The 18505-nt window shown below is 70.6% G+C and carries 20 protein-coding genes; 12 read left to right on the forward strand and 8 right to left on the reverse strand.

Going from position 1 to position 18505, the window contains the following annotated elements; all coding sequences use genetic code 11:
* Nucleotides 1-8 precede the first annotated feature (8 nt).
* Both aroB and NVS83_RS16740 read right to left on the reverse strand, forming a co-directional pair.
* On the reverse strand, nucleotides 9-1145 hold the full coding sequence (aroB, locus tag NVS83_RS16735; protein ID WP_258740332.1) for a 3-dehydroquinate synthase: 1137 nt from the start codon (nucleotides 1143-1145) through the stop codon (nucleotides 9-11).
* Nucleotides 1142-1732, reverse strand: a complete 591-nt coding sequence (locus NVS83_RS16740) for a shikimate kinase (RefSeq protein ID WP_258740333.1) — start codon at nucleotides 1730-1732, stop codon at nucleotides 1142-1144. The genes aroB and NVS83_RS16740 overlap by 4 nt, the downstream gene beginning before the upstream one ends.
* Before the next feature lie 140 nt (nucleotides 1733-1872).
* On the opposite strand from NVS83_RS16740, the gene NVS83_RS16745 reads away from it, so the two are divergent.
* The 4 genes from NVS83_RS16745 to NVS83_RS23470 all read left to right on the forward strand — a co-directional run bounded on the left by NVS83_RS16745 (nucleotide 1873) and on the right by NVS83_RS23470 (nucleotide 6123).
* Nucleotides 1873-2016 carry a hypothetical protein gene (locus tag NVS83_RS16745; RefSeq protein ID WP_258734546.1) on the forward strand — a complete coding sequence of 48 codons (144 nt, stop codon included), beginning with the start codon at nucleotides 1873-1875 and terminating at the stop codon, nucleotides 2014-2016.
* Between the two features lie 30 nt (nucleotides 2017-2046).
* A complete protein-coding gene (locus NVS83_RS16750) occupies nucleotides 2047-3045 on the forward strand; it encodes a site-specific tyrosine recombinase XerD (RefSeq protein ID WP_258740334.1) in 999 nt (332 codons plus the stop codon).
* A gap of 116 nt (nucleotides 3046-3161) precedes the next feature.
* Entirely contained in the window at nucleotides 3162-4115 is a 954-nt protein-coding gene (locus NVS83_RS16755) for an acetyl-CoA carboxylase carboxyltransferase subunit alpha (RefSeq protein WP_258734544.1), read from the forward strand.
* A 94-nt stretch (nucleotides 4116-4209) separates the two neighbouring features.
* The gene (locus tag NVS83_RS23470; RefSeq protein WP_309486211.1) at nucleotides 4210-6123 is read left to right on the forward strand and encodes a L,D-transpeptidase family protein; all 1914 of its coding nucleotides are present in this window, start codon (nucleotides 4210-4212) and stop codon (nucleotides 6121-6123) included.
* Between the two features lie 128 nt (nucleotides 6124-6251).
* Here NVS83_RS23470 and NVS83_RS16765 read toward each other — a convergent pair whose 3' ends face one another.
* Nucleotides 6252-6653, reverse strand: a complete 402-nt coding sequence (locus tag NVS83_RS16765; protein WP_258740335.1) for a nuclear transport factor 2 family protein — start codon at nucleotides 6651-6653, stop codon at nucleotides 6252-6254.
* A 34-nt stretch (nucleotides 6654-6687) separates the two neighbouring features.
* Nucleotides 6688-9480 carry a preprotein translocase subunit SecA gene (gene secA, locus NVS83_RS16770; RefSeq protein WP_258740336.1) on the reverse strand — a complete coding sequence of 931 codons (2793 nt, stop codon included), beginning with the start codon at nucleotides 9478-9480 and terminating at the stop codon, nucleotides 6688-6690.
* A 459-nt stretch (nucleotides 9481-9939) separates the two neighbouring features.
* Between secA and NVS83_RS16775 the strand changes: the two genes are divergently transcribed.
* The 3 genes from NVS83_RS16775 to NVS83_RS16785 all read left to right on the forward strand — a co-directional run bounded on the left by NVS83_RS16775 (nucleotide 9940) and on the right by NVS83_RS16785 (nucleotide 12832).
* Nucleotides 9940-10977 (forward strand): peptidylprolyl isomerase, encoded by a 1038-nt coding sequence (locus NVS83_RS16775; RefSeq protein ID WP_258734540.1) that lies wholly within the window; start codon nucleotides 9940-9942, stop codon nucleotides 10975-10977.
* A gap of 195 nt (nucleotides 10978-11172) precedes the next feature.
* Nucleotides 11173-12411: a bifunctional glutamate N-acetyltransferase/amino-acid acetyltransferase ArgJ gene (argJ, locus tag NVS83_RS16780; RefSeq protein ID WP_258740337.1), complete on the forward strand. Its 1239-nt coding sequence runs from the start codon at nucleotides 11173-11175 to the stop codon at nucleotides 12409-12411.
* 10 nt (nucleotides 12412-12421) lie between these two features.
* Complete coding sequence (locus NVS83_RS16785) at nucleotides 12422-12832, forward strand: (deoxy)nucleoside triphosphate pyrophosphohydrolase (protein ID WP_258740404.1); 411 nt, start codon at nucleotides 12422-12424, stop codon at nucleotides 12830-12832.
* Between the two features lie 6 nt (nucleotides 12833-12838).
* Here NVS83_RS16785 and NVS83_RS16790 read toward each other — a convergent pair whose 3' ends face one another.
* Complete coding sequence (locus tag NVS83_RS16790) at nucleotides 12839-13720, reverse strand: methyltransferase domain-containing protein (RefSeq protein ID WP_258740338.1); 882 nt, start codon at nucleotides 13718-13720, stop codon at nucleotides 12839-12841.
* A gap of 112 nt (nucleotides 13721-13832) precedes the next feature.
* Between NVS83_RS16790 and NVS83_RS16795 the strand changes: the two genes are divergently transcribed.
* The 4 genes from NVS83_RS16795 to NVS83_RS16810 are packed head-to-tail and all read left to right on the forward strand — an operon-like array spanning nucleotide 13833 to nucleotide 16409.
* Nucleotides 13833-14699 carry a ComF family protein gene (locus NVS83_RS16795; protein WP_441296846.1) on the forward strand — a complete coding sequence of 289 codons (867 nt, stop codon included), beginning with the start codon at nucleotides 13833-13835 and terminating at the stop codon, nucleotides 14697-14699.
* A gap of 40 nt (nucleotides 14700-14739) precedes the next feature.
* A complete protein-coding gene (gene grxC / locus NVS83_RS16800) occupies nucleotides 14740-14997 on the forward strand; it encodes a glutaredoxin 3 (protein ID WP_258734537.1) in 258 nt (85 codons plus the stop codon).
* A gap of 27 nt (nucleotides 14998-15024) precedes the next feature.
* Nucleotides 15025-15936 carry a carbon-nitrogen hydrolase family protein gene (locus NVS83_RS16805; protein ID WP_258740339.1) on the forward strand — a complete coding sequence of 304 codons (912 nt, stop codon included), beginning with the start codon at nucleotides 15025-15027 and terminating at the stop codon, nucleotides 15934-15936.
* Nucleotides 15933-16409, forward strand: coding sequence for a DUF1178 family protein (locus NVS83_RS16810; RefSeq protein WP_258740340.1), 477 nt, complete (start codon nucleotides 15933-15935; stop codon nucleotides 16407-16409). Before NVS83_RS16805 ends, NVS83_RS16810 begins: the two co-directional genes overlap by 4 nt.
* A gap of 6 nt (nucleotides 16410-16415) precedes the next feature.
* On the opposite strand, the gene NVS83_RS16815 is transcribed toward NVS83_RS16810, so the two are convergent.
* Genes NVS83_RS16815 through NVS83_RS16825 form a run of 3 tightly spaced genes read right to left on the reverse strand, consistent with a single transcriptional unit; the run spans nucleotide 16416 to nucleotide 17952 of the window.
* A complete protein-coding gene (locus tag NVS83_RS16815) occupies nucleotides 16416-17042 on the reverse strand; it encodes a DsbE family thiol:disulfide interchange protein (RefSeq protein ID WP_374115079.1) in 627 nt (208 codons plus the stop codon).
* The gene (ccmD, locus tag NVS83_RS16820; protein WP_258734534.1) at nucleotides 17039-17209 is read right to left on the reverse strand and encodes a heme exporter protein CcmD; all 171 of its coding nucleotides are present in this window, start codon (nucleotides 17207-17209) and stop codon (nucleotides 17039-17041) included. The genes NVS83_RS16815 and ccmD overlap by 4 nt, the downstream gene beginning before the upstream one ends.
* An 8-nt stretch (nucleotides 17210-17217) precedes the next feature.
* Entirely contained in the window at nucleotides 17218-17952 is a 735-nt protein-coding gene (locus NVS83_RS16825) for a heme ABC transporter permease (RefSeq protein ID WP_258740341.1), read from the reverse strand.
* A gap of 160 nt (nucleotides 17953-18112) precedes the next feature.
* Here NVS83_RS16825 and NVS83_RS16830 point away from each other — a divergent pair, with 160 nt between their 5' ends.
* The gene (locus tag NVS83_RS16830) at nucleotides 18113-18496 is read left to right on the forward strand and encodes a DUF930 domain-containing protein (protein ID WP_258734532.1); all 384 of its coding nucleotides are present in this window, start codon (nucleotides 18113-18115) and stop codon (nucleotides 18494-18496) included.
* The last annotated feature ends 9 nt before the right edge of the window (nucleotides 18497-18505 follow it).

Below are 18505 nucleotides of genomic sequence, written 5' to 3' on the forward strand. Positions count from 1 at the left end.
CGCGTGCCTCAGCCGGCGGCGCGCTCGCGGTCGAGGAAGGCGCGCACGGCGGCCGGGTCGACGTCGCGGGCGATGAAGCACCGGCCGATGCCGTGGGTGAGGATGAAGGTCAGCGAGCCGCGCGAGACCTTCTTGTCCTGCGCGATCAGGTCCATCAGCCCGTCCGTGTCCGGCAGCGCGCCGGGAATGTCGGCGATGCGGGTCGGCAGGCCGACCGCCTTGAGATGGCGCGCCACCCGCTCGGCGTCCTCGGCGCTGCACAGGCCCTGGCTGGCGGAGAAGCGGAACGCCTGCGCGGTGCCGATCGCCACCGCCTCGCCGTGGAGAAGGCGCGAGGAGAAGCCCGCACCCGCCTCCAGCGCATGGCCGAAGGTGTGGCCGAGATTGAGCAGGGCGCGGTCGCCGGTCTCCTTCTCGTCGCGGGCGACCACGGCGGCCTTGGCGGCGCAGCTGCTGGCGATCGCCTCGATCCGCGCCGGGCCGCCGCCGAACACGTCCTGCCACCGGCGCTCCAGCCAGGCGAAGAAGGGCGCGTTGTCGATCAGCGCGCATTTGGCCACCTCGGCATAGCCGGCGCGGAACTCGCGCAGCGGCAGCGTGCCGAGCACGTCGGTGTCGGCCAGCACCAGGATCGGCTGGTGGAAGGCGCCGACGAGGTTCTTGCCGTGGCGCGAATTGATGCCGGTCTTGCCGCCGACCGAGGAATCCACCTGCGCCAGCAGGCTGGTCGGCACCTGCACGAAATCGACCCCGCGCCGCAGCGAGGCCGCCGCGAAGCCGGCGAGGTCGCCCACCACGCCGCCGCCCAGCGCCAGCACCAGGTCGCGCCGCTCGATGCGGCTCTCCAGCAGCGCGTCGACCACCTGCTCGAACACGCCGTAGCTCTTCGATTTCTCGCCCGGCTCGACCACGACCGCCGAGGGGGTGAGGCCGGCGGAGCGCAGCGAGTCCTCGAGCGTGGCGAGATGACGCTCGGCGACGTTGCGGTCGGTCACGATGCCCACCCGCGCGCCCGGCCGCAGCGCGGCGATGCGCGCGCCGGCCTCGGCGAGCAGGCGCGGGCCGATGACGATGTCGTAGGAGCGCTCGCCGAGCTGCACCGGCAGCGTGGTGACATCGTTGGAAAGAATGGCGGCTTCACTCACGCGTCTGCTCCCGTCCCGCTGCCGCCGAGATGGCGGTCGAGCGCCTCGATAACCTCGTCCACCATCACTTCCTGCGGCACGTCGCGCGAGGTGACGGTGACGGCCGCCCCGGCATAGACCGGATAGCGCTCATCGATCAGCCGCGCCAGCGTCCCGGCGGGGTCCTCGGTGCGCAGCAGCGGCCGGTCGTCGCGCCGGCGCACCCGGCGCAGCAGCAGGTCGAGGTCGGCCTTCAGCCACACCGAGACGGCGGCGTCGGCGATGGCGGCGCGCGTCTGCGCGTTCATATAGGCACCGCCGCCGGTCGCGAGCACCCCCGGGCCGCCCTCCAGAAGGCGGGCGATCACCTTCTTCTCGCCGTCGCGGAAGGCGGCCTCGCCGTGATGGGCGAAGATTTCCGGGATCGACATGCCGGCGGCCTGCTCGATCTCGGTGTCGGCATCGGCGAAGGGGAGGGCGAGCCGGCGGGCGAGGCGCTTGCCCACCGACGACTTGCCCGCCCCCATCATGCCCACCAGCACGATGGAGCGCGTGCCCAGCAGCTCGCGCAGCCTCGCCGCCCTGGCGTCGTCGAAATCGGTCGTCATCGCCCGTGTCCGTTGCTCGCTGGCGACCTATCATTGGCGATCCGGTGACGCAATGTGGCGCTGCTGCTTCCTTATGCCGGCCGAAACGCTCTAGCATGGGCCATTCCGGACTCATCGATTCGAACGGTCGTGCATCGCCCATGCCGAGCCTTATCCGTCTCCTCGTCATTCTCGCCCTGCTCGGGGGCATCGGCTACGGCACGCTGTGGGCCTTCGCCAATCTCGTCCATCCGCAGCCGCGGGAGATGAACCTGACGGTGCCGCAGGACCGCTTCGCCAAATGAGCCCGCGCGCGCCATGAGGGGAACGGCGCCATGACGGGAAGCGCGCGGGCGTTCCTCGACATGCTGGCCGCCGAGCGCGGGGCGGGCGCCAACACGCTCTCCGCCTATGGCCGCGACCTCGACGACTACGAGGCCTTCCTGCTCGACCGGGGGCTGGAGGCGGGCGCGGCGACCACCGAGGACATCCGCGCCTTCCTCGCCGAGCTCGACCGGCGCGGGCTCGCCGGCGCCAGCGTGGCGCGCAAGCTCTCCGCGATCCGCCAGTTCCACCGCTTCCTCTATGTCGAGGGCCATCGCGGCGACGATCCGGCAGCCGTGCTGGAAGGCCCGCGCCGGGTGCGCCCGCTGCCCAAGGTGCTGGCCGAGGCGGAGGTGACGCGGCTGATCGAGATCGCACATGAGCGCGCCCGGGCCGAGGCGCCGACGCCGGGCGAGGCGGCGCGACGCGCGCGCGTCGCCTGCTTCATCGAGCTGCTCTACGCGACCGGCCTGCGTGTGTCCGAACTCGCGGCGCTGCCCGCCTCCGCCGCCGGGCTGAAGGGCGAGGCGATCATCGTGCGCGGCAAGGGAAACAAGGAGCGGCTGGTGCCGCTCGGGGACGCAGCGAAGGCCGCCATGCGCGCCTATGGCGACGCGATGGCGAAGGCCGCCGAGGCGAGGACGTCCGGCGAGAAGGCCCGCGAGGGCCGGGCGGTGGGCCCTCAGGCCGCGAAGGCGGGCGGGCCGGGGACGCGCTGGCTGTTTCCTTCCGGCGCGGCGAGCGGGCACGTCACCCGCCAGCAGGTGGCGCTCGACCTCAAGGATCTCGCGCTCGCCGCCGGCATCGACCCGGCACGCATCTCGCCCCACGTGCTGCGCCACGCCTTCGCCAGCCACCTGCTGGCGCACGGGGCAGAATTGCGCATCGTGCAGACGCTGCTCGGGCACAGCGACATCTCGACCACGCAAATCTATACCCACGTACTAGACGAGCGGCTGAAAAGCCTCGTGCGCGACCTTCATCCGCTCGGCTCGGAGGAAAGCGAGTAACCCAAATGCCGGGCGTGCCTTGACGTCGCCCACCTATCCGGGCAGCTTCCGCGCGTTTCCGCCGGCTGCTCGTCCGGGCGCCCCACTCTCCTTTCCCCCGGTTCCATCGACAATCAATGCGAAGCTACCTCGATTTTGAAAAGCCCGTGGCCGAGCTTGAGGCCAAGCTGGAAGAACTGCGCGCCATGGCGGCGCAGGGCGACGCGGTCGCCATCGGGGACGACATCGTCCGTCTCGAGGGCAAGGCGCAGGACGCGCTGACCCAGCTCTATGCCAGCCTCACGCCGTGGCAGAAGACGCAGGTGGCGCGCCATCCGATGCGCCCGCACTTCTCCGACTATGCGAGTGCGCTGTTCGAGGAGTTCACCCCGCTGGCCGGCGACCGCAAATTCGGCGACGACGCGGCGATCGTGGGCGGGCTGGCGCGATTCCGCGGGCAGGCGGTGTGCCTGATCGGCCATGAGAAGGGCTCCACCACCGAGACCCGGATCAAACACAATTTCGGCATGGCGCGCCCCGAGGGCTACCGCAAGGCAGTCCGCTTGATGGAGCTCGCCGACCGCTTCGAGCTGCCCGTGGTGTCGCTGGTCGACACCGCCGGCGCCTTCCCCGGCCTCGACGCAGAGGAGCGCGGGCAGGCCGAGGCGATCGCCCGCTCGACCGACGCGTGCCTCGCGCTCGGCGTCCCCAATGTCGCCGTGATCATCGGCGAGGGTGGCTCGGGTGGTGCGATCGCGATCGCCACGGCGAACCGGGTCCTGATGCTGGAACACGCGATCTACAGCGTGATCTCGCCCGAGGGGGCGGCCTCGATCCTGTGGCGCGACACCGCGAAGGCGCAGGAAGCGGCGATGAACATGAAGATCACCGCCCAGGACTTGGCGCGCCTTCACATCGTCGACTCGGTCATCGCCGAGCCGGTGGGCGGGGCGCATCGCGATCCCGAGGCGGCGATGGTCGCGACCGGAGACGCCATCGAAGCGGCGTTGCGCGAGCTCGAGGGCCTGGACCCGCGGGGCCTGCGCAAGGCGAGGCGGGAGAAGTTCCTCGCCATAGGGCGCAATCTCTGAGGGGTATCCCGGCCGGGTTGCGGTAGGGTACGACCGAGGGTAACGCTTTCGAATCGGGTTCGTCTTGTTCGTGGACGAGCGGGGAGTGGTGAAGGTGAGCCTTCCGGTGTTGTCTCGGCTCTTCGGCGCAGGAGCGGGCGCGCGCTGGCGCATGGCCCTGCTCGGCGGCTGCGCCGCGCTCGCCCTTGCCGCCTGCACCGGCGACGAATCCCCTTCCATCAACGCCAAGGCGATGAAGGCGCTCTCGCCGCAGACGCTGGCGCTGATCAGCGACAAGGGCATGTCCAAGGACAGCCCGATCGTCGTGCGCATCTACAAGGAAGAATCGGAGCTGGAGGTCTGGAAGCAGACCACGAGCGGCGATTACGCGCTGCTCAAGACCTATCCGATCTGCCGCTGGTCCGGCGAACTCGGCCCCAAGGTGAAGGAAGGCGACCGGCAGGCGCCGGAGGGCTTCTACACCATCACCCCCGGCCAGATGAACCCGAACTCCAGCTACTACCTGTCGTTCGATCTCGGCTTTCCCAACGCCTATGACCGCGCCTGGGGCCGCACCGGCTCCAACCTGATGGTGCATGGCGACTGCTCCTCGCGCGGCTGCTACGCGATGACCGACGAGCAGGTGCAGGAGATCTTCGCGCTCGGCCGCGAGAGCTTCCGGGGCGGGCAGCGCGCCTTCCAGGTGCAGGCCTATCCGTTCCGCATGACGGCGGACAATCTGGTGCGCCATCGCAACAATCCGAACCTCGCCTTCTGGAAGATGCTGAAGCGCGGCAGCGACACGTTCGAACTGACCAAGCAGCCGCCGAAGGTCGACTATTGCAGCAAGCGCTACGTGTTCGACGCGACGCCGGTCGATCCGGGCCGGCGCTTCGACGCCTCCTTGCCCTGCCCGGAATACACCCAGCCCGACGGCCTCGCCGAGACGCTGGCCGCGCGTGCCCGGCAGGTCGACACCCAGATCGCCAGCGCCGGCCCGCTCGCGCCCGTCGCCCCGGTCACGACCGGCAAGGACGGCGGCATGAACAAGGTGTTCCTCGCCAAGCTGGCCAATCCCGAGCTTTCCGCGCCCGGCTCGCTGCCGGCCGTGGTCAAGCCGCCGGGGAGCGACTATGGCGTCGCCACCAACGAGCCGGCGCCGGAGGACACGATCGCGCTCGCCAGGGCCGACATGGTGCCGGTGAGCGCCGACGTGCCGCTGCCCACGCCCCGCCCGGACGATGCGCCGGGGGCGGGCACGCAGGTGGCCTCCGCTTCCGAGCAGCCCTCCTTCCTCAGCCGGCTGATCCCGAGCTCGACGGCGCGCGAGGCCGCATCCTCCGCCGTGCCGCAGGACGCGCCGGCGGCCGGTGGCACGGCTCCCGCATCGGCGCAGGTCGCCTCGCTCGAATCCGGCGGCGGCTTCCTCGACAGCGTGCGCAGCCTGTTCAGCCGGAGCGGCGAGAACCCGGATGCCTCGGCCACTGCCGCGGCGCCGACCACCGAGGCGCCTACCGGCGAGACGTCGAGCGGCTTCTCGTTCGGGCGCCTGTTCGGCGGCGGTCCGTCGGAGCCGGCGCCGAGCGCCGCCATGCCCGTCGACGCGCCGGTGCCGCCGGAACGTCCGGTCGTGCCCGCGCAAAGTTCGGCGCGCCCGGCCGCGCCGGCCCGGACCGCCGCGGTCCCGGCCCAGGCGCCGCGTCCGGCACCCGCCGCACCGAGCCAGCGCCCCGCGACGACGACCACGACGTCCTCCGCTGCCCCCGAGACGCCGCAGCAGCCCAGGCGCATGCCGGTGGTGCCGAGCCCCGGCCAGGCGGCGGCCCAGGCCTATTACGAGACGCTGTCGGGTTCGTCGGCGACGGCGACCGCTCCCGCGTCCGGTTCCGCCGCTGGGCCGGCGCTGCGACCCTCGGTCGCCGCGAACGGGCAGGAAGCGCTCTACGGCACCACGCCCGCCCGCACGGAATCGGGCCTGCCCGGCGCCAGCATCCTGTCGCCCGGCGGCTTCTCCTCCTCGGTGCAGTGACGGCGGTCGGCAGTCTGCCTTGCGCGGCCGCGCCGGTTTTCAGGTTCAGGTGGATATGAGTTGCCCCGGGACGATGCGTCCGGGGAAGGCGCGCCCCATGCGGCGCGTCGCGGAAGCCTGCCCGCCGCTCAGGCGATGAAGGTCGACTGGGTAGAGATGACGCGCCAGTCGCCGGCGATGCGCCGCCACACGCGCGAGTAGCGCATCGTCGCCGAGAAGGCGACGCCGGCCGCGTGGCCACGCACATCCACCCGCACCACGGCGAGCCCGGCATCCTCGCTGATCGCGCGCAGCCGGATGTCCGAGAAGACCAGCCGCGTGAGCTTCAGCGCGCCGGTGCGGTGGAGGTCGATGTCGTCCTGCTTGGAGAGGAACTGCCCGTTCTGGTCGACATAGATCAGGTCGTCGGCCAGGATCCGGTCGAGCGCGGCGACATTGCCGTGCAGCGCGGCGTGGCGCAGGCGCTGCTCGGCCGCCTCGATCTCGGCGAGGATGTCCTCCGATGGCGGGCCGGCTTCCGACGCGCTCATGAGGACATCCCGCTCATCCAGCCGGCCCTGCCGCTTACGCGAACTTGCCGTGGCAGTGCTTGTATTTGAGGCCCGAGCCGCACGGGCAGGGCTCGTTGCGCCCGACCCGGCCCCAGCTCGCGGGGTTGTTGGGATCGCGGCGCGGCGCGGCTTCGGCCTCCGGCGCCAGCGTGGCGGCGCTCGCGAACTCGGCATCGGCCAGCGCGAACTCGTCCTCGCCGGTGACGGCGTCGATGTGATGCGCGGTCACCGCCGGCTCCGGCTCGGTCTGCGGCGCAGCCATCACCTCGACCCGCATGAGCTGGGCGGTCACCGCCTCGCGCAGGTTCGAGAGCATCGCCTCGAAGAGCTGGAAGGCCTCCGACTTGTACTCGTTCAGCGGGTCGCGCTGGGCGTAGCCGCGCAGGCCGATGACCTGGCGCAGATGGTCGAGCGTGACGAGGTGCTCGCGCCAGAGATGGTCGAGCGTCTGCAGCAGGATCGACTTCTCGACATAGCGCATGATCTCGGGGCCGTACTGGGCCACCTTGGCCGCCATGGCCTCGTCGGCGCGGGTCTGGATGCGCTCGCGCATCTCCTCGTCGGCGATGCCTTCCTCGGCGGCCCATTCCTTGACCGGCAGCTCGAGGCCGAGCACGTGGCGCAGCGCCTCGCCGAGCCCGTCCGTGTCCCACTGCTCGGGATAGGCGTTGGGCGGCACGAAGCGGGTCACGAGGTCCTCGATCACGCCGTGGCGCATCTCGGCCACGGTCTCGGCGACGTCCTCGTCGTGCATCAGCTCGACGCGCTGCTCGAACACGACCTTGCGCTGGTCGTTCATCACGTCGTCGTATTTGAGCAGGTTCTTGCGGATGTCGTAGTTGCGCGCCTCGACCTTCTGCTGCGCTTTCTCCAGAGCCTTGTTGATCCAGGGATGGATGATGGCCTCGCCTTCCTTCAGGCCGAGCTTCTGCAGCATGCCGTCGAGCCGGTCCGACCCGAAGATGCGCATCAGGTCGTCTTCCAGCGACAGGAAGAACCTGGAATGGCCAGGGTCGCCCTGGCGGCCCGAGCGGCCGCGCAGCTGGTTGTCGATGCGCCGGCTCTCGTGGCGCTCGGTGCCGATCACGTAAAGACCGCCAGCGGCGAGCGCCTTCTCCTTGAGGACGGCGATGTCCGCGCGCAGGCGGGCCTCGGCGGCGGCGCGCTCCTCGCCTTCGGGCAGATGCGTCAGCTCGTGCGAGATCCGCATCTCGGCATTGCCGCCGAGCTGGATGTCGGTGCCGCGGCCGGCCATGTTGGTGGCGATGGTGATGGCGCCGGGCACGCCGGCCTGCGCGACGATGTAGGATTCCTGCTCGTGGTGGCGGGCGTTCAGCACCGCGAACACCCTGTCGTCCGCCTTGCCCTGGTCGCCGTCATAGAGCGGGCGGAAGGCGTCGGGGTCGGCGAAGTCCTTCTGGCGGAAGCCGCGCTTCTTCAGGAGCTCGGCGAGCAGCTCGGACTTCTCGATCGAGGTGGTACCGACCAGCACCGGCTGGCCGCGGGTCTTGCAATCGTCGATCAGGTCGATGATGGCGTTGTATTTCTCGCCGGCCGAGCGGTAGACCTCGTCGTCGTCGTCGATGCGCTGCACCGGCAGGTTGGTCGGGATCTCGATCACCTCGAGATTGTAGATGTCCTGGAACTCCTCCGCCTCGGTCGCCGCCGTGCCGGTCATGCCGGCCAGCTTCTCGTACATGCGGAAGTAGTTCTGGAAGGTGATGGAGGCGAAGGTCTGGTTCTCGGGCTGGACCTGGACCCGCTCCTTGGCCTCCAGCGCCTGGTGCAGGCCTTCCGAATAGCGCCGGCCCGGCATCATGCGGCCGGTGAACTCGTCGATGATGACGACCTCGCCGTTGCGCACGATGTAGTCCTTGTCGCGCTGGAACAGCGTGTGGGCGCGCAGCGCCTGGTTCACATGGTGGACGACGGTGACGTTCTCGATGTCGTACAGCGTCTCGCCCTTGAGCTGCCCGGCGTCGCGCAGCATCTGCTCCATCTTCTCCATGCCGGCCTCGGTCATGGTGACGGTGCGCTGCTTCTCGTCGACCTCGTAGTCCTCCTTCGCCATGCGCGGGATGAAGGTGTCGATGGTGTTGTAGAAGTCGGAGCGGTCGTCGAGCGGGCCGGAGATGATGAGCGGTGTGCGCGCCTCGTCGACCAGGATCGAATCGACCTCGTCCACCACCGCATAGTGGTGCGGGCGCTGCACCATCTGCGACAGCTCGTACTTCATGTTGTCGCGCAGATAGTCGAAGCCGAGCTCGTTGTTGGTGGCGTAGGTGACGTCGCAGGCATAGGCCTCGCGGCGCTCGGTGTCGTCCATGCCGTGGACGATGATGCCGGTGGTGAGGCCGAGGAAGCGGTAGACGCGGCCCATCCATTCGGCGTCGCGCTTGGCGAGGTAGTCGTTCACGGTGACGACGTGCACACCCTTGCCGGTGAGGGCGTTGAGATAGACCGGGGCGGTGGCGACCAGCGTCTTGCCTTCACCGGTGCGCATCTCGGCGATGCCGCGCTCATGCAGCACCATGCCGCCGATAAGCTGGACGTCGAAGTGGCGCTGGCCGAGCGCGCGCCGCGCCGCCTCGCGCACGGTGGCGAAGGCGGGCACCAGCAGGTCGTCGAGGCTGGCGCCGTTGGCAAGCTGCTCGCGGAACGCCACGGTGCGCGCGCGCAGCTCCTCGTCGGAGAGCTTCAAGAGCTCCGGTTCGAGCGCGTTGATGGCCGCGACTTTCGGCTGGTAGCCGCGCACGCGGCGGTCATTGGCCGATCCGAAAATCTTTCGCGCGATGGCGCCGAGCATGAGGCTTCCAATCCGTTCCCGCCAGAGTAGGTCCGGGGCGCGGCGAGACGGGCCGCCGGGCCCTTGGTTTGCAAGCCCTTGGTTCGCAAGCGGCAGGCGCGCGCGAGGCTCACTTCATCGAGACGCCATTTACGGCCGAAATGGGTCTGTCGGGCCGCGCCGCCGCGAACGGCTTGCGGGTTCTTGCGTCACATAAACGCGAGCGCGACCGAGGTCGCGCACCGCGTGCCACACTTATGAACGGGTTTGGGGGTTGTCAATCGCGGGTCGGACGTCGGCGCGTGGAGTTTTCTCGGACCGCCGTCCGGCCGGACGGGGCTGCTCGATCGTCACGACGGCGCGGCCGCCCCGTGCCGGGCCGATGTTCATTGTCCGTACCGTTACCCTTGCAACAAACGCCCGACTGGGCCAGCTTTCGCCGCCTCAACCGCGGACAACCGCAACCCAAGGACAGATTTCATGACCCCCCATCGCCTGCATGCCGCGCACACGTCGCGCCTCCGCCCTGCCGGGCTGCTGCGCGCCGCCGCCCTGGCCGCGCTGCTCGGCGTTGCCGTGCTGCCGACCCTGCCGGCGCTGGCCCAGTCGTCCACCGCTGCGCCCGCCGCCGCGCCGTCCGACACCGCCGCCCCGGCGGCGACGGATTCCGATCCCGTGCTCGCCACCGTGAACGGCACCGAGATCCGCCGCAGTGACGTCGCCGCCGCCACCGAGGAGCTGGGCCAGAACCTGCCGCCGCAGCTCAAGGGGCCGGCCCGCGACGAATATGTGCTCGGCTTCCTCATCGACCTGACCGCGGTGGCCCAGGCCGCCGAGGCCGAGAAGCTCGACCAGACCGCCGAGTTCAAGCGCCAGATGGACTTCATCCGCCAGCGTCTGCTGATGCAGGCCGCGCTCGACAAGGCGGTCAAGGACGCGATGACCGACGAGGCCATGCAGAAGACCTATCAGGACGCCGTGGCGAACCAGAAGCCGGAGGAGGAGGTGCATGCGCGCCACATCCTGTTCCGGGTCGACGCCAATGATCCCAAGTCCTCCGAGGCCGCCAAGAAGAAGGCCGATGCCGTCGAGGCGCGGCTGAAGAAGGGCGAGGATTTCGCCACCGTCGCCAAGGAACTGACCGAAGACCCCTCGGGCAAGGAGGATGGCGGCGATCTCGGCTTCTTCACCAAGGAGCAGATGGTGCCGGCCTTCGCCGACGCCGCCTTCAAGCTGAAGCCGGGCCAGATCTCCGAGCCGGTGAAGAGCCCGTTCGGCTGGCACATCATCAAGGTCGAGGAGACCCGCGAGAAGCCGGTGCCGACCTTCGAGGAAGTGAAGCCGCAGATCCAGCAGTTCCTCGCCCAGAAGGCGCAGGCCGAGGCGGTGCAGAAGCTGCGCGAGCAGGCGAAGGTGGTGAAGACCGACGCCGCGCCGAAGCCGGACGCGCCCGCCGCGGATGCGCCCGCCACGGATGCCCCGGCCCAGCCCGCCGACCCGGCGAAGCCGGCGCAGTGATCGCGGCCCTTCGGGTTCCGATCGACTGACGGAACGAAGGCCCCGGATCGCGCATCCGGGGCCTTTTTCCTTGCGCGGGCGGTTCGTTCCGCAGCGCCGCGCATGTGCGCCCTCTCATCCACGCCGTCTTGCGGATGTCTCGCTTCTCGGGCACACCCGTGCGGCCCTTCCCCGCCCATCCAGCCGAGACGTCCCATGTCCCACGCTTCCCCGGTCTCTCCCCTCGCGCCGAAGACGACGCCCGATGTCGGCCCGGTGGCCGGCGTGCGCTTCGCCACCGCCGAGGCCGGCATCCGCTACAAGGGCCGCACCGACGTGCTGCTGGTGGAGATGGACGAGGGGACGAGCGTGGCCGGCGTGTTCACCCGCTCGAAATGCCCCTCGGCCCCGGTCGAGTGGTGCCGCGACAACCTCGCCGGCGGAAGAGCGCGGGCGCTGGTGGTGAATTCCGGCAATGCCAACGCCTTCACCGGCCAGAAGGGCCGCGAGGCGACCGCGCTGACGGCGAAGATCGCGGCCCGGGCGCTGGGCTGCGCGGAGGGCGAGATCTTCCTCGCCTCCACCGGCGTGATCGGCGAGCCGCTCGACGCCACCAAATATGACGGCGTGCTGGAGGAGACGGCGACCCGTCTCGCGCCGCTGCCCTGGATCGACCCGGCGCGGGCGATCATGACCACCGACACCTTCCCCAAGCTCGCCACCGCGAGCGCGACCATCGACGGGGTGAAGGTGCGCATCGCCGGCATCGCCAAGGGCGCGGGCATGATCGCCCCCGACATGGCGACCATGCTCTCCTTCGTCTTCACCGACGCGGCGATCGCCGCCCCGGCGCTGCAGGACCTGCTCTCCAAGGGCGTGGTCGACAGCTTCAACGCCGTGACGGTGGACGGCGACACCTCGACCTCCGACACGCTGATGATGTTCGCCACCGGCGCCGCCGGCGCGCCGATGATCGCGGACCCGAAGGATGCCCGGCTGGCGGGCTTTCGCCGCGCGCTGAAGGGCGTGCTGGCCGACCTCGCCGAGCAGGTGGCGCGGGACGGGGAGGGCGCGCGCAAGCTGGTGAAGATCCACGTCACCGGCGCGGTCTCCAAGCGCTCGGCGCGGCGCATCGCCATGTCGATCGCCAATTCGCCGCTGGTGAAGACCGCGGTGGCGGGCGAGGACGCGAACTGGGGCCGCATCGTCATGGCGGTCGGCAAGGCGGGCGAGCCGGCCGAGCGCGACCTGCTGACGATCTCCTTCGGCGACATCCGGGTCGCCCACAAGGGCGCGCGCGATCCCGACTACGACGAGGCCGAGACCTCCGCCTACATGAAGAACGAGGTGATCGACATCACCGTCGACATCGGGCTCGGGCGCGGCTCCGACCGGGTGATGACCTGCGATCTCACCAAGGAATATATCGCCATCAATGGCGACTACCGTTCCTGAGGGCGCGCCGATGAAGCTCGTCCTCGTCGCCGCCTGCGCGCTCGTCGATGCGGACGGGCGCGTGCTGCTCACCGAGCGTCCCGAGGGCAAGCAGCTCGCGGGGCTGTGGGAGTTTCCCGGCGGCAAGGTGGAGCCGGGCGAGCGGCTGGAGGAGTGCCTGATCCGCGAGCTCGCCGAGGAGCTCGGCATCACGGTGGCGGAGCCGTGCCTCGCCCCGCTCACCTTCGCCAGCCACACCTATGAGACCTTCCAGCTGCTGATGCCGCTGTGGATCTGCCGGCGCTGGGAAGGCACGCCGCACGGCCGCGAGGGCCAGCGCCTCGCCTGGGTGAAGCCCGGCCGCCTGCGCGACTACCCGATGCCGCCGGCCGACGAGCCGCTGATCCCGGTGCTGCTCGATCTGCTCGGGCCGGGGCGCTAGCGCGCTCTACTTTTCGCCGGGCAGCCGCCCCTCGGGCACCTTGAGCGCATCGGCGAGGCGCATCTTCGCCGAGCCGGGGCGCAGCGGCTTCTGCTGGCTCTCATGCGGTGCCCAGCCGGAGATCCACACCACCTCGAAGGTGGCGCGCAGGCGCCCGTCCGGATCGGAGAAGCGCTCCGCATAGACCTCGAACAGGCGCGCCAGCGTGTCGCGGCGCAGCGGCGCGCGGCGCCGGTCGGCGAGCGGGTTGGCCGCGCCCATGCGGCGCAGGTCCTGCATCAGCGCCAGCGGGTGGGCGTAGCGCACGGTGATGCGGTCGACATCGGTGACCGGCAGGGCGAGACCGGCGCGCTGCAGCAGGGCGCCGAGGTCGCGCAGGTCCGCGAACGGCGCGACGCGCGGCGAGATGCCGCCCACGGTCTCGCTCTCGGCGACCGCGAACGCCTCGCGCAGCTCGGAAAGCGTGCCGGCGCCGAACAGGGCGGCGAGCAGCAGCCCGTCCGGCTTCAGCGCGCGGCGGATCTGCGCCAGCACGCCCGGCAGGTCGTTGACGGTCTGGAGCGCCAGCGCGGAGACGACGAGGTCGAGCGTCTGGGCGCCGAAGGGCAGGGCCTCGGGATCGATCACCGCATCGACGTCGACGCGCTCGGCCGGCCCGCAGGCGAAGAGCCGCCCGACCATCTCGGAACGGGCGAGCGCCGCGCTGACGGCGGAGGCCGGCGTGCCGAGATCGACCGCGCTCTCGAAGCGGCGCTTCACCGCGCCGAGCCGGTCGGCGAGGTCCTCGGCCACCCGGTCGAGCAGGAAGGTCTCGGCGCCCAGCGCCAGCGCGCGCCGCCGCCGCGCCGCGAGCGCCTCGGGGTCGAAGATCGCGACGGGTCCGGACATCGGCACTCCTCGGGGTTGGGTCGCCGGAGCCATAGGACGCTCGCGCGGCCGGGTCAAAGCCCGGTGGCCGGCGCCCGGTGCACGGATCGGTGACGGCTCCTGCGCAGATGGTATGCTGGTCGCCATGGACAATGGGCAGGGGCCGGAAATCGCCGCCGGAAGCGGCAATGAGGCAGCACCCGCGGCGGGGCTGCTGGCGCGCACGGCGATGCGCGTCGGCCGGGGCATGCGCGCGGCCGCCCGCGGTGCGGTCGACCTCGCCCTGCCGCCGAGCTGCATGGCCTGCCGGGCGGCGGTGAGCGAGCCGGGCTGCCTGTGCCCCTCCTGCTGGTCGAGGCTCAGCCTCATCGAGCGGCCCTATTGCGACCGGCTCGGCATCCCGCTGCCCTATGATTCCGATCCCGTCGGCGGGAACCCGCGCCTGTCGGCCGCCGCGCTGGAGGCGCCGCCTGCCTATCACCGCGCCCGCGCCGCCGCTCTGTTCGGCGAGGTGGCGCGCGACCTCGTCCATGCGCTCAAATATGCCGACCGGCTCGACGTCGCCGCGCCGATGGCGCGGATGATGGCCCGGGCCGGGGCGGACGTGCTGGCGGATGCCGAGGCCCTGGTGCCGGTGCCGCTTCACGCGATGCGGCTGTGGCGGCGGCGCTTCAACCAGTCCGCCGCCCTCGCGCTCGCGCTGCAGTGCATCAGCGGCGTGCCGGCGCGCACCTCCTGGCTGGCGCGCCGCCGCGCCACGCCGCCCCAGGTCGGGCTCGACCGTGCCGCCCGTGCGGCCAATGTCGCCGGCGCCTTCGAGGTGCCCGACGAGGCGCGCGCCGAGCTGAAGGGAAGGCGCGTGGTGCTGGTCGACGACGTGCTCACCACCGGCGCGACGCTTGACGCCTGCGCCAAGGCGCTGAGCCGGGCGGGCGCGGGGCGGGTGGACGTTCTGGTGTTCGCGCGGGTTGTTGACGGGCCCTCATCGCCCATATCATAGGAAGCCGCCGGCTCGTGCCGGGGCTGACGAGGCCGATCCCATGTCCCAGGTCGAGATCTACACCACCTATACCTGCCCCTACTGCATCGCCGCCAAGGAGCTGCTGAAGCGCAAGGGGGTGGAATTCTCCGAGATCAACGTGACCGGCGACCCGGTCGCGCGCTCGACGATGTCGAAACGGGCCAATGGGCGGACCAGCGTGCCGCAGATCTTCATCGACGGCCGCCATGTCGGCGGCTGCGACGACATCTACGCGCTGGACGAGGCGGGCGAGCTCGACACGCTGCTCGCCACCTGACCGACCTTCAGCCGACAGAGACACGCCATGACCGATGCTTCCACAGCCGCGAAGGCGCCCGAACGGGGCGCTCCGTTCCGCGCCGCGCTGGTCCAGATGCGCACCGCCAAGAGCGTCGAGGCGAATGTCGCGGCGGCATCGGAGCTGATCCGCGAGGCGGCGGCCGGCGGGGCGAGCTACATCCAGACGCCGGAGATGACCGGCACGATGGAGGAGAATCGCCAGGCGCTGTTCGCGGTGCTGCACGAGGAGGAGAGCGATCCCGCGCTCAAGGCCTTCCGCGCGCTCGCGGCCGAGCTCGGCGTGCACCTGCACATCGGCTCGCTGGCGGTGAAGGCGAGCGAGCACCGGGCCGCCAACCGCTCCTTCCTGCTCGGCCCGGACGGGGCGATCCTGGCGCGCTACGACAAGATCCACATGTTCGACGTCGACCTGCCCAATGGCGACGTCTACCGCGAATCCGCGGCCTACCGCCCGGGTGAGCTCGCCGTGGTGGCCGACCTGCCCGGCGTCCGCCTCGGCATGACCATCTGCTACGACCTGCGCTTTCCCGCGCTGTACCGCGCGCTCGCCGAGGGCGGGGCCGGCATGCTCGCGGTGCCCGCCGCCTTCACCCAGTCGACCGGCGAGGCGCACTGGCACGTGCTGCTGCGGGCGCGGGCGATCGAGAACGGCGCCTATGTGCTCGCCGCCGCGCAGGGCGGGGCGCATGAGAACGGGCGCAAGACCTTCGGCCACAGCCTGATCATCGACCCCTGGGGCACGATCCTCGCCGAGGGCGGCACCGAGCCCGGCGTCATCAGCGCCGAGATCGACCCGGCGAAGGTCGCCTCGGTGCGCACGCGCATCCCCTCGCTCGAGCACGGCCGGCGTTTCGAGCTGGTCGGGCCGGCGGATACGGGCCGGCTCCACCTCGCCGCCTCCGGTGACGCGGCATGATCCTCTATTCGCTGTGCTGCGCGCACGACCATCGCTTCGAGAGCTGGTTCCGCGACTCGGCCGCCTATGACGAGCAGCGCGCGCGGGGGCTCGTCTCCTGCCCGGCCTGCGGTTCGGCCGAGGTGGAGAAGGCGATTATGGCGCCCTGGCTCGGGCGCGGCACCGGCAAGGACGAGGCGGCAAGCGAGCCGGAGCCCGCGCGCGAGGCCCCGCCCGGCGCGCCGCAGCCGGTCGCACTGATGTCGGAGAAGGAGCAGCAGCTTCGCGCCATGCTGAAGGCGGTGCGCGAGCACGTGCTCACCCATTCCGACTATGTCGGCGAGGAGTTCGCCGAGACCGCCCGGCGCATGCATGAGGGCGCGGAGGAGAAGCGCCTGATCCACGGCGAGGCGAGCCATGAGGAAGTGCGCGCGCTGCTCGAGGACGAGATCGAGGTGATGCCGCTGCCGGCGTTGCCGGACGAGCGGAACTGAGGGCCGTCAGGAGCCGGCGGCCATCGCCTTCTCGATCGCCGGCACCAGCCGCTCGCGCAGCCCCTGCTCGTCGATAGGGCCGACGAATTTGTAGGCGATGCGCCCGTCCTTGCCGATGACGAAGGTCTCCGGCACGCCGTAGACGCCCCAGTCGATCGCGGCGCGCCCGTTGGGGTCGACGCCGACCGCCGCATAGGGGTTGCCGAAGCGGCCGAGGAAGCGGCGCGCGTTCTCGCCGTCGTCCTTGTAGTTCAGCCCGACCAGCCGGAAGCCCGGCATCTTCGACAGTTCGACCAGATAGGGGTGCTCGTCGCGGCAGGGCGCGCACCAGGAGGCGAAGACGTTCAGCACCGTCACGCCGCCGCTCATCCCGGCCGAGGAGATGCCCGGCACCGGCGCGCCGTCGTGGGTCAGCCCCTCGAGCGGGTCGAGGGCGAAGCTCGGCACGGGGTGGCCGATGAGCGCCGAGGGCAGGCGCGAGGGATCGCCCGAGAACAGCCGGCCATAGAACAGTGCCGCCAGCGCCGCGAAGGCGATCAGCGGCAGCAGCACCAGCAGCCGGCGGCCGGTGCGCCCGGCCGGTTTCTCTGGTGCGGCGCTCGACGTCTCGGGGGGAGGGGGCGCGGCGTTCACGAGGCGTCACCGCCCGCCGAACGACGCCTTATGCCGCGCGCTTCCAGCTCCGCCAGCCGGCGCCGCACGGCGCGCCCGTCGAGCACGGTCCACAGCGTCAGCAGGCCGAGCACGACGACGCTGGCCGCGAAGGCGGCGATGATGAAGACGGCGTGCTCACCCAGCATGGCGCGGCTCACGCATAGGCCGCTTCGGCGGCGGCGCGGGCTTCGAGCACGCGCAGGCGCCGGCGCAGGATCTCGGTGCGCATCGCCGCCATGTGCAGGGCGAACATCACGAGCGTGAAGCCGATGGCGCAGATCATCAGCGGCCAGAGCATGCTGGGGTCGATGGTCGAGCCGCCCATGCGGAACACCGAGGCCGGCTGGTGCAGCGTGTTCCACCAGTCGACCGAGAACTTGACGATCGGCACGTTGATGAAGCCGACCAGCGAGAGCACCGCGGCGGCGCGGCCGGCCTGGTTCGGGTCCTCGATCGCCGAGCGCAGCGCCAGCAGGCCGAGATAGAGCAGCAGCAGCACCAGCATCGAGGTCAGCCGCGCGTCCCACACCCAGTAAGTGCCCCACATCGGCCGGCCCCAGAGCGAGCCGGTGACGAGGCACAGGAAGGCGAAGCAGGCGCCGATCGGCGCCATCGTCTTGTGCGCGACGTCGGCGAGCGGATGGCGCCAGACCAGGATGCCGAGCGAGGAGAGGGCCAGCAGCGTGTAGCCGAGCATGGCGAGCCAGGCGAACGGCACGTGGATGTACATGATCCGCACCGTCTCGCCCTGCTGGTAATCCGCCGGGGCGCGAAATGCTAAGACAAGCCCGATCGCCACGATCACAATGGCGGTACCGGATAGCCACGGCAGGACGCGCCCGGAAAGGGCGAGAAAGCGGGTGGGGTTTGCGAGATCCATCAACGCCATGGCGCGGTTCTAATCTGCCGCGCCGGTGGCGGCAACACGGTGGACCTGCGGCAGAACGCGGATGTGAAGACACAGGATGGACACATGCGGCCGGTTGAAGGTACCAGCCAATACGAAAGGGATTCGGGTGCTCATGTCTTCTTCGACTACCGCAACCATCATGTGTCTCGCGTTTGGCGGTCTCATCCTGATCGCCGTTGCAACGACGGCCGAGGCCCGCTCGCGCGACGCCGAGATGAAGATGCTCGATCCTTCCGAGCGGATCGAGCAGCGCTGCAACACCAAGGCGATGGGCGAGGTCGGACGTGATCACAAGGGCATGAAGCCGGACGAACTCGTGGCTTACGCCTATTCCGACACGCATCTGAAAGGGCCGAGGATCAAGGCCCCGGGTGCGGCGATCCGCAGCGGCCGGACCTGGTACCACCTCTCCTATGACTGCCTCACCGAGCATGACGGCATGGATGTGAAGACGTTCAGCTACAAGCTCGGCTCGGCGATCCCGGACTCGGAGTGGTCGCACCACTACCTGGTCGCGCCGTAGGGCGCGCCG

This window comes from Ancylobacter mangrovi, assembly GCF_024752335.1.
GTDB lineage: Bacteria > Pseudomonadota > Alphaproteobacteria > Rhizobiales > Xanthobacteraceae > Ancylobacter > Ancylobacter mangrovi.

What these genes read in the sequence shown, in the direction of transcription:
- secA (WP_258740336.1), bottom strand. Translation starts at nt 9,480, where the DNA reads ATGCTCGGCGCCATCGCGCGAAAGATTTTCGGATCGGCCAATGACCGC.
- ccmD (WP_258734534.1), bottom strand. Translation starts at nt 17,209, where the DNA reads ATGCTGGGTGAGCACGCCGTCTTCATCATCGCCGCCTTCGCGGCCAGC.
- NVS83_RS16740 (WP_258740333.1), bottom strand. Translation starts at nt 1,732, where the DNA reads ATGACGACCGATTTCGACGACGCCAGGGCGGCGAGGCTGCGCGAGCTG.
- NVS83_RS16765 (WP_258740335.1), bottom strand. Translation starts at nt 6,653, where the DNA reads ATGAGCGCGTCGGAAGCCGGCCCGCCATCGGAGGACATCCTCGCCGAG.
- grxC (WP_258734537.1), top strand. Translation starts at nt 14,740, where the DNA reads ATGTCCCAGGTCGAGATCTACACCACCTATACCTGCCCCTACTGCATC.
- NVS83_RS16810 (WP_258740340.1), top strand. Translation starts at nt 15,933, where the DNA reads ATGATCCTCTATTCGCTGTGCTGCGCGCACGACCATCGCTTCGAGAGC.
- NVS83_RS16775 (WP_258734540.1), top strand. Translation starts at nt 9,940, where the DNA reads ATGACCCCCCATCGCCTGCATGCCGCGCACACGTCGCGCCTCCGCCCT.
- NVS83_RS16805 (WP_258740339.1), top strand. Translation starts at nt 15,025, where the DNA reads ATGACCGATGCTTCCACAGCCGCGAAGGCGCCCGAACGGGGCGCTCCG.
- NVS83_RS16785 (WP_258740404.1), top strand. Translation starts at nt 12,422, where the DNA reads ATGAAGCTCGTCCTCGTCGCCGCCTGCGCGCTCGTCGATGCGGACGGG.
- argJ (WP_258740337.1), top strand. Translation starts at nt 11,173, where the DNA reads ATGTCCCACGCTTCCCCGGTCTCTCCCCTCGCGCCGAAGACGACGCCC.
- NVS83_RS16795 (WP_441296846.1), top strand. Translation starts at nt 13,833, where the DNA reads ATGCTGGTCGCCATGGACAATGGGCAGGGGCCGGAAATCGCCGCCGGA.
- NVS83_RS16750 (WP_258740334.1), top strand. Translation starts at nt 2,047, where the DNA reads ATGACGGGAAGCGCGCGGGCGTTCCTCGACATGCTGGCCGCCGAGCGC.
- NVS83_RS16745 (WP_258734546.1), top strand. Translation starts at nt 1,873, where the DNA reads ATGCCGAGCCTTATCCGTCTCCTCGTCATTCTCGCCCTGCTCGGGGGC.
- NVS83_RS16830 (WP_258734532.1), top strand. Translation starts at nt 18,113, where the DNA reads ATGTGTCTCGCGTTTGGCGGTCTCATCCTGATCGCCGTTGCAACGACG.
- NVS83_RS16755 (WP_258734544.1), top strand. Translation starts at nt 3,162, where the DNA reads ATGCGAAGCTACCTCGATTTTGAAAAGCCCGTGGCCGAGCTTGAGGCC.
- NVS83_RS16790 (WP_258740338.1), bottom strand. Translation starts at nt 13,720, where the DNA reads ATGTCCGGACCCGTCGCGATCTTCGACCCCGAGGCGCTCGCGGCGCGG.
- NVS83_RS16825 (WP_258740341.1), bottom strand. Translation starts at nt 17,952, where the DNA reads ATGGCGTTGATGGATCTCGCAAACCCCACCCGCTTTCTCGCCCTTTCC.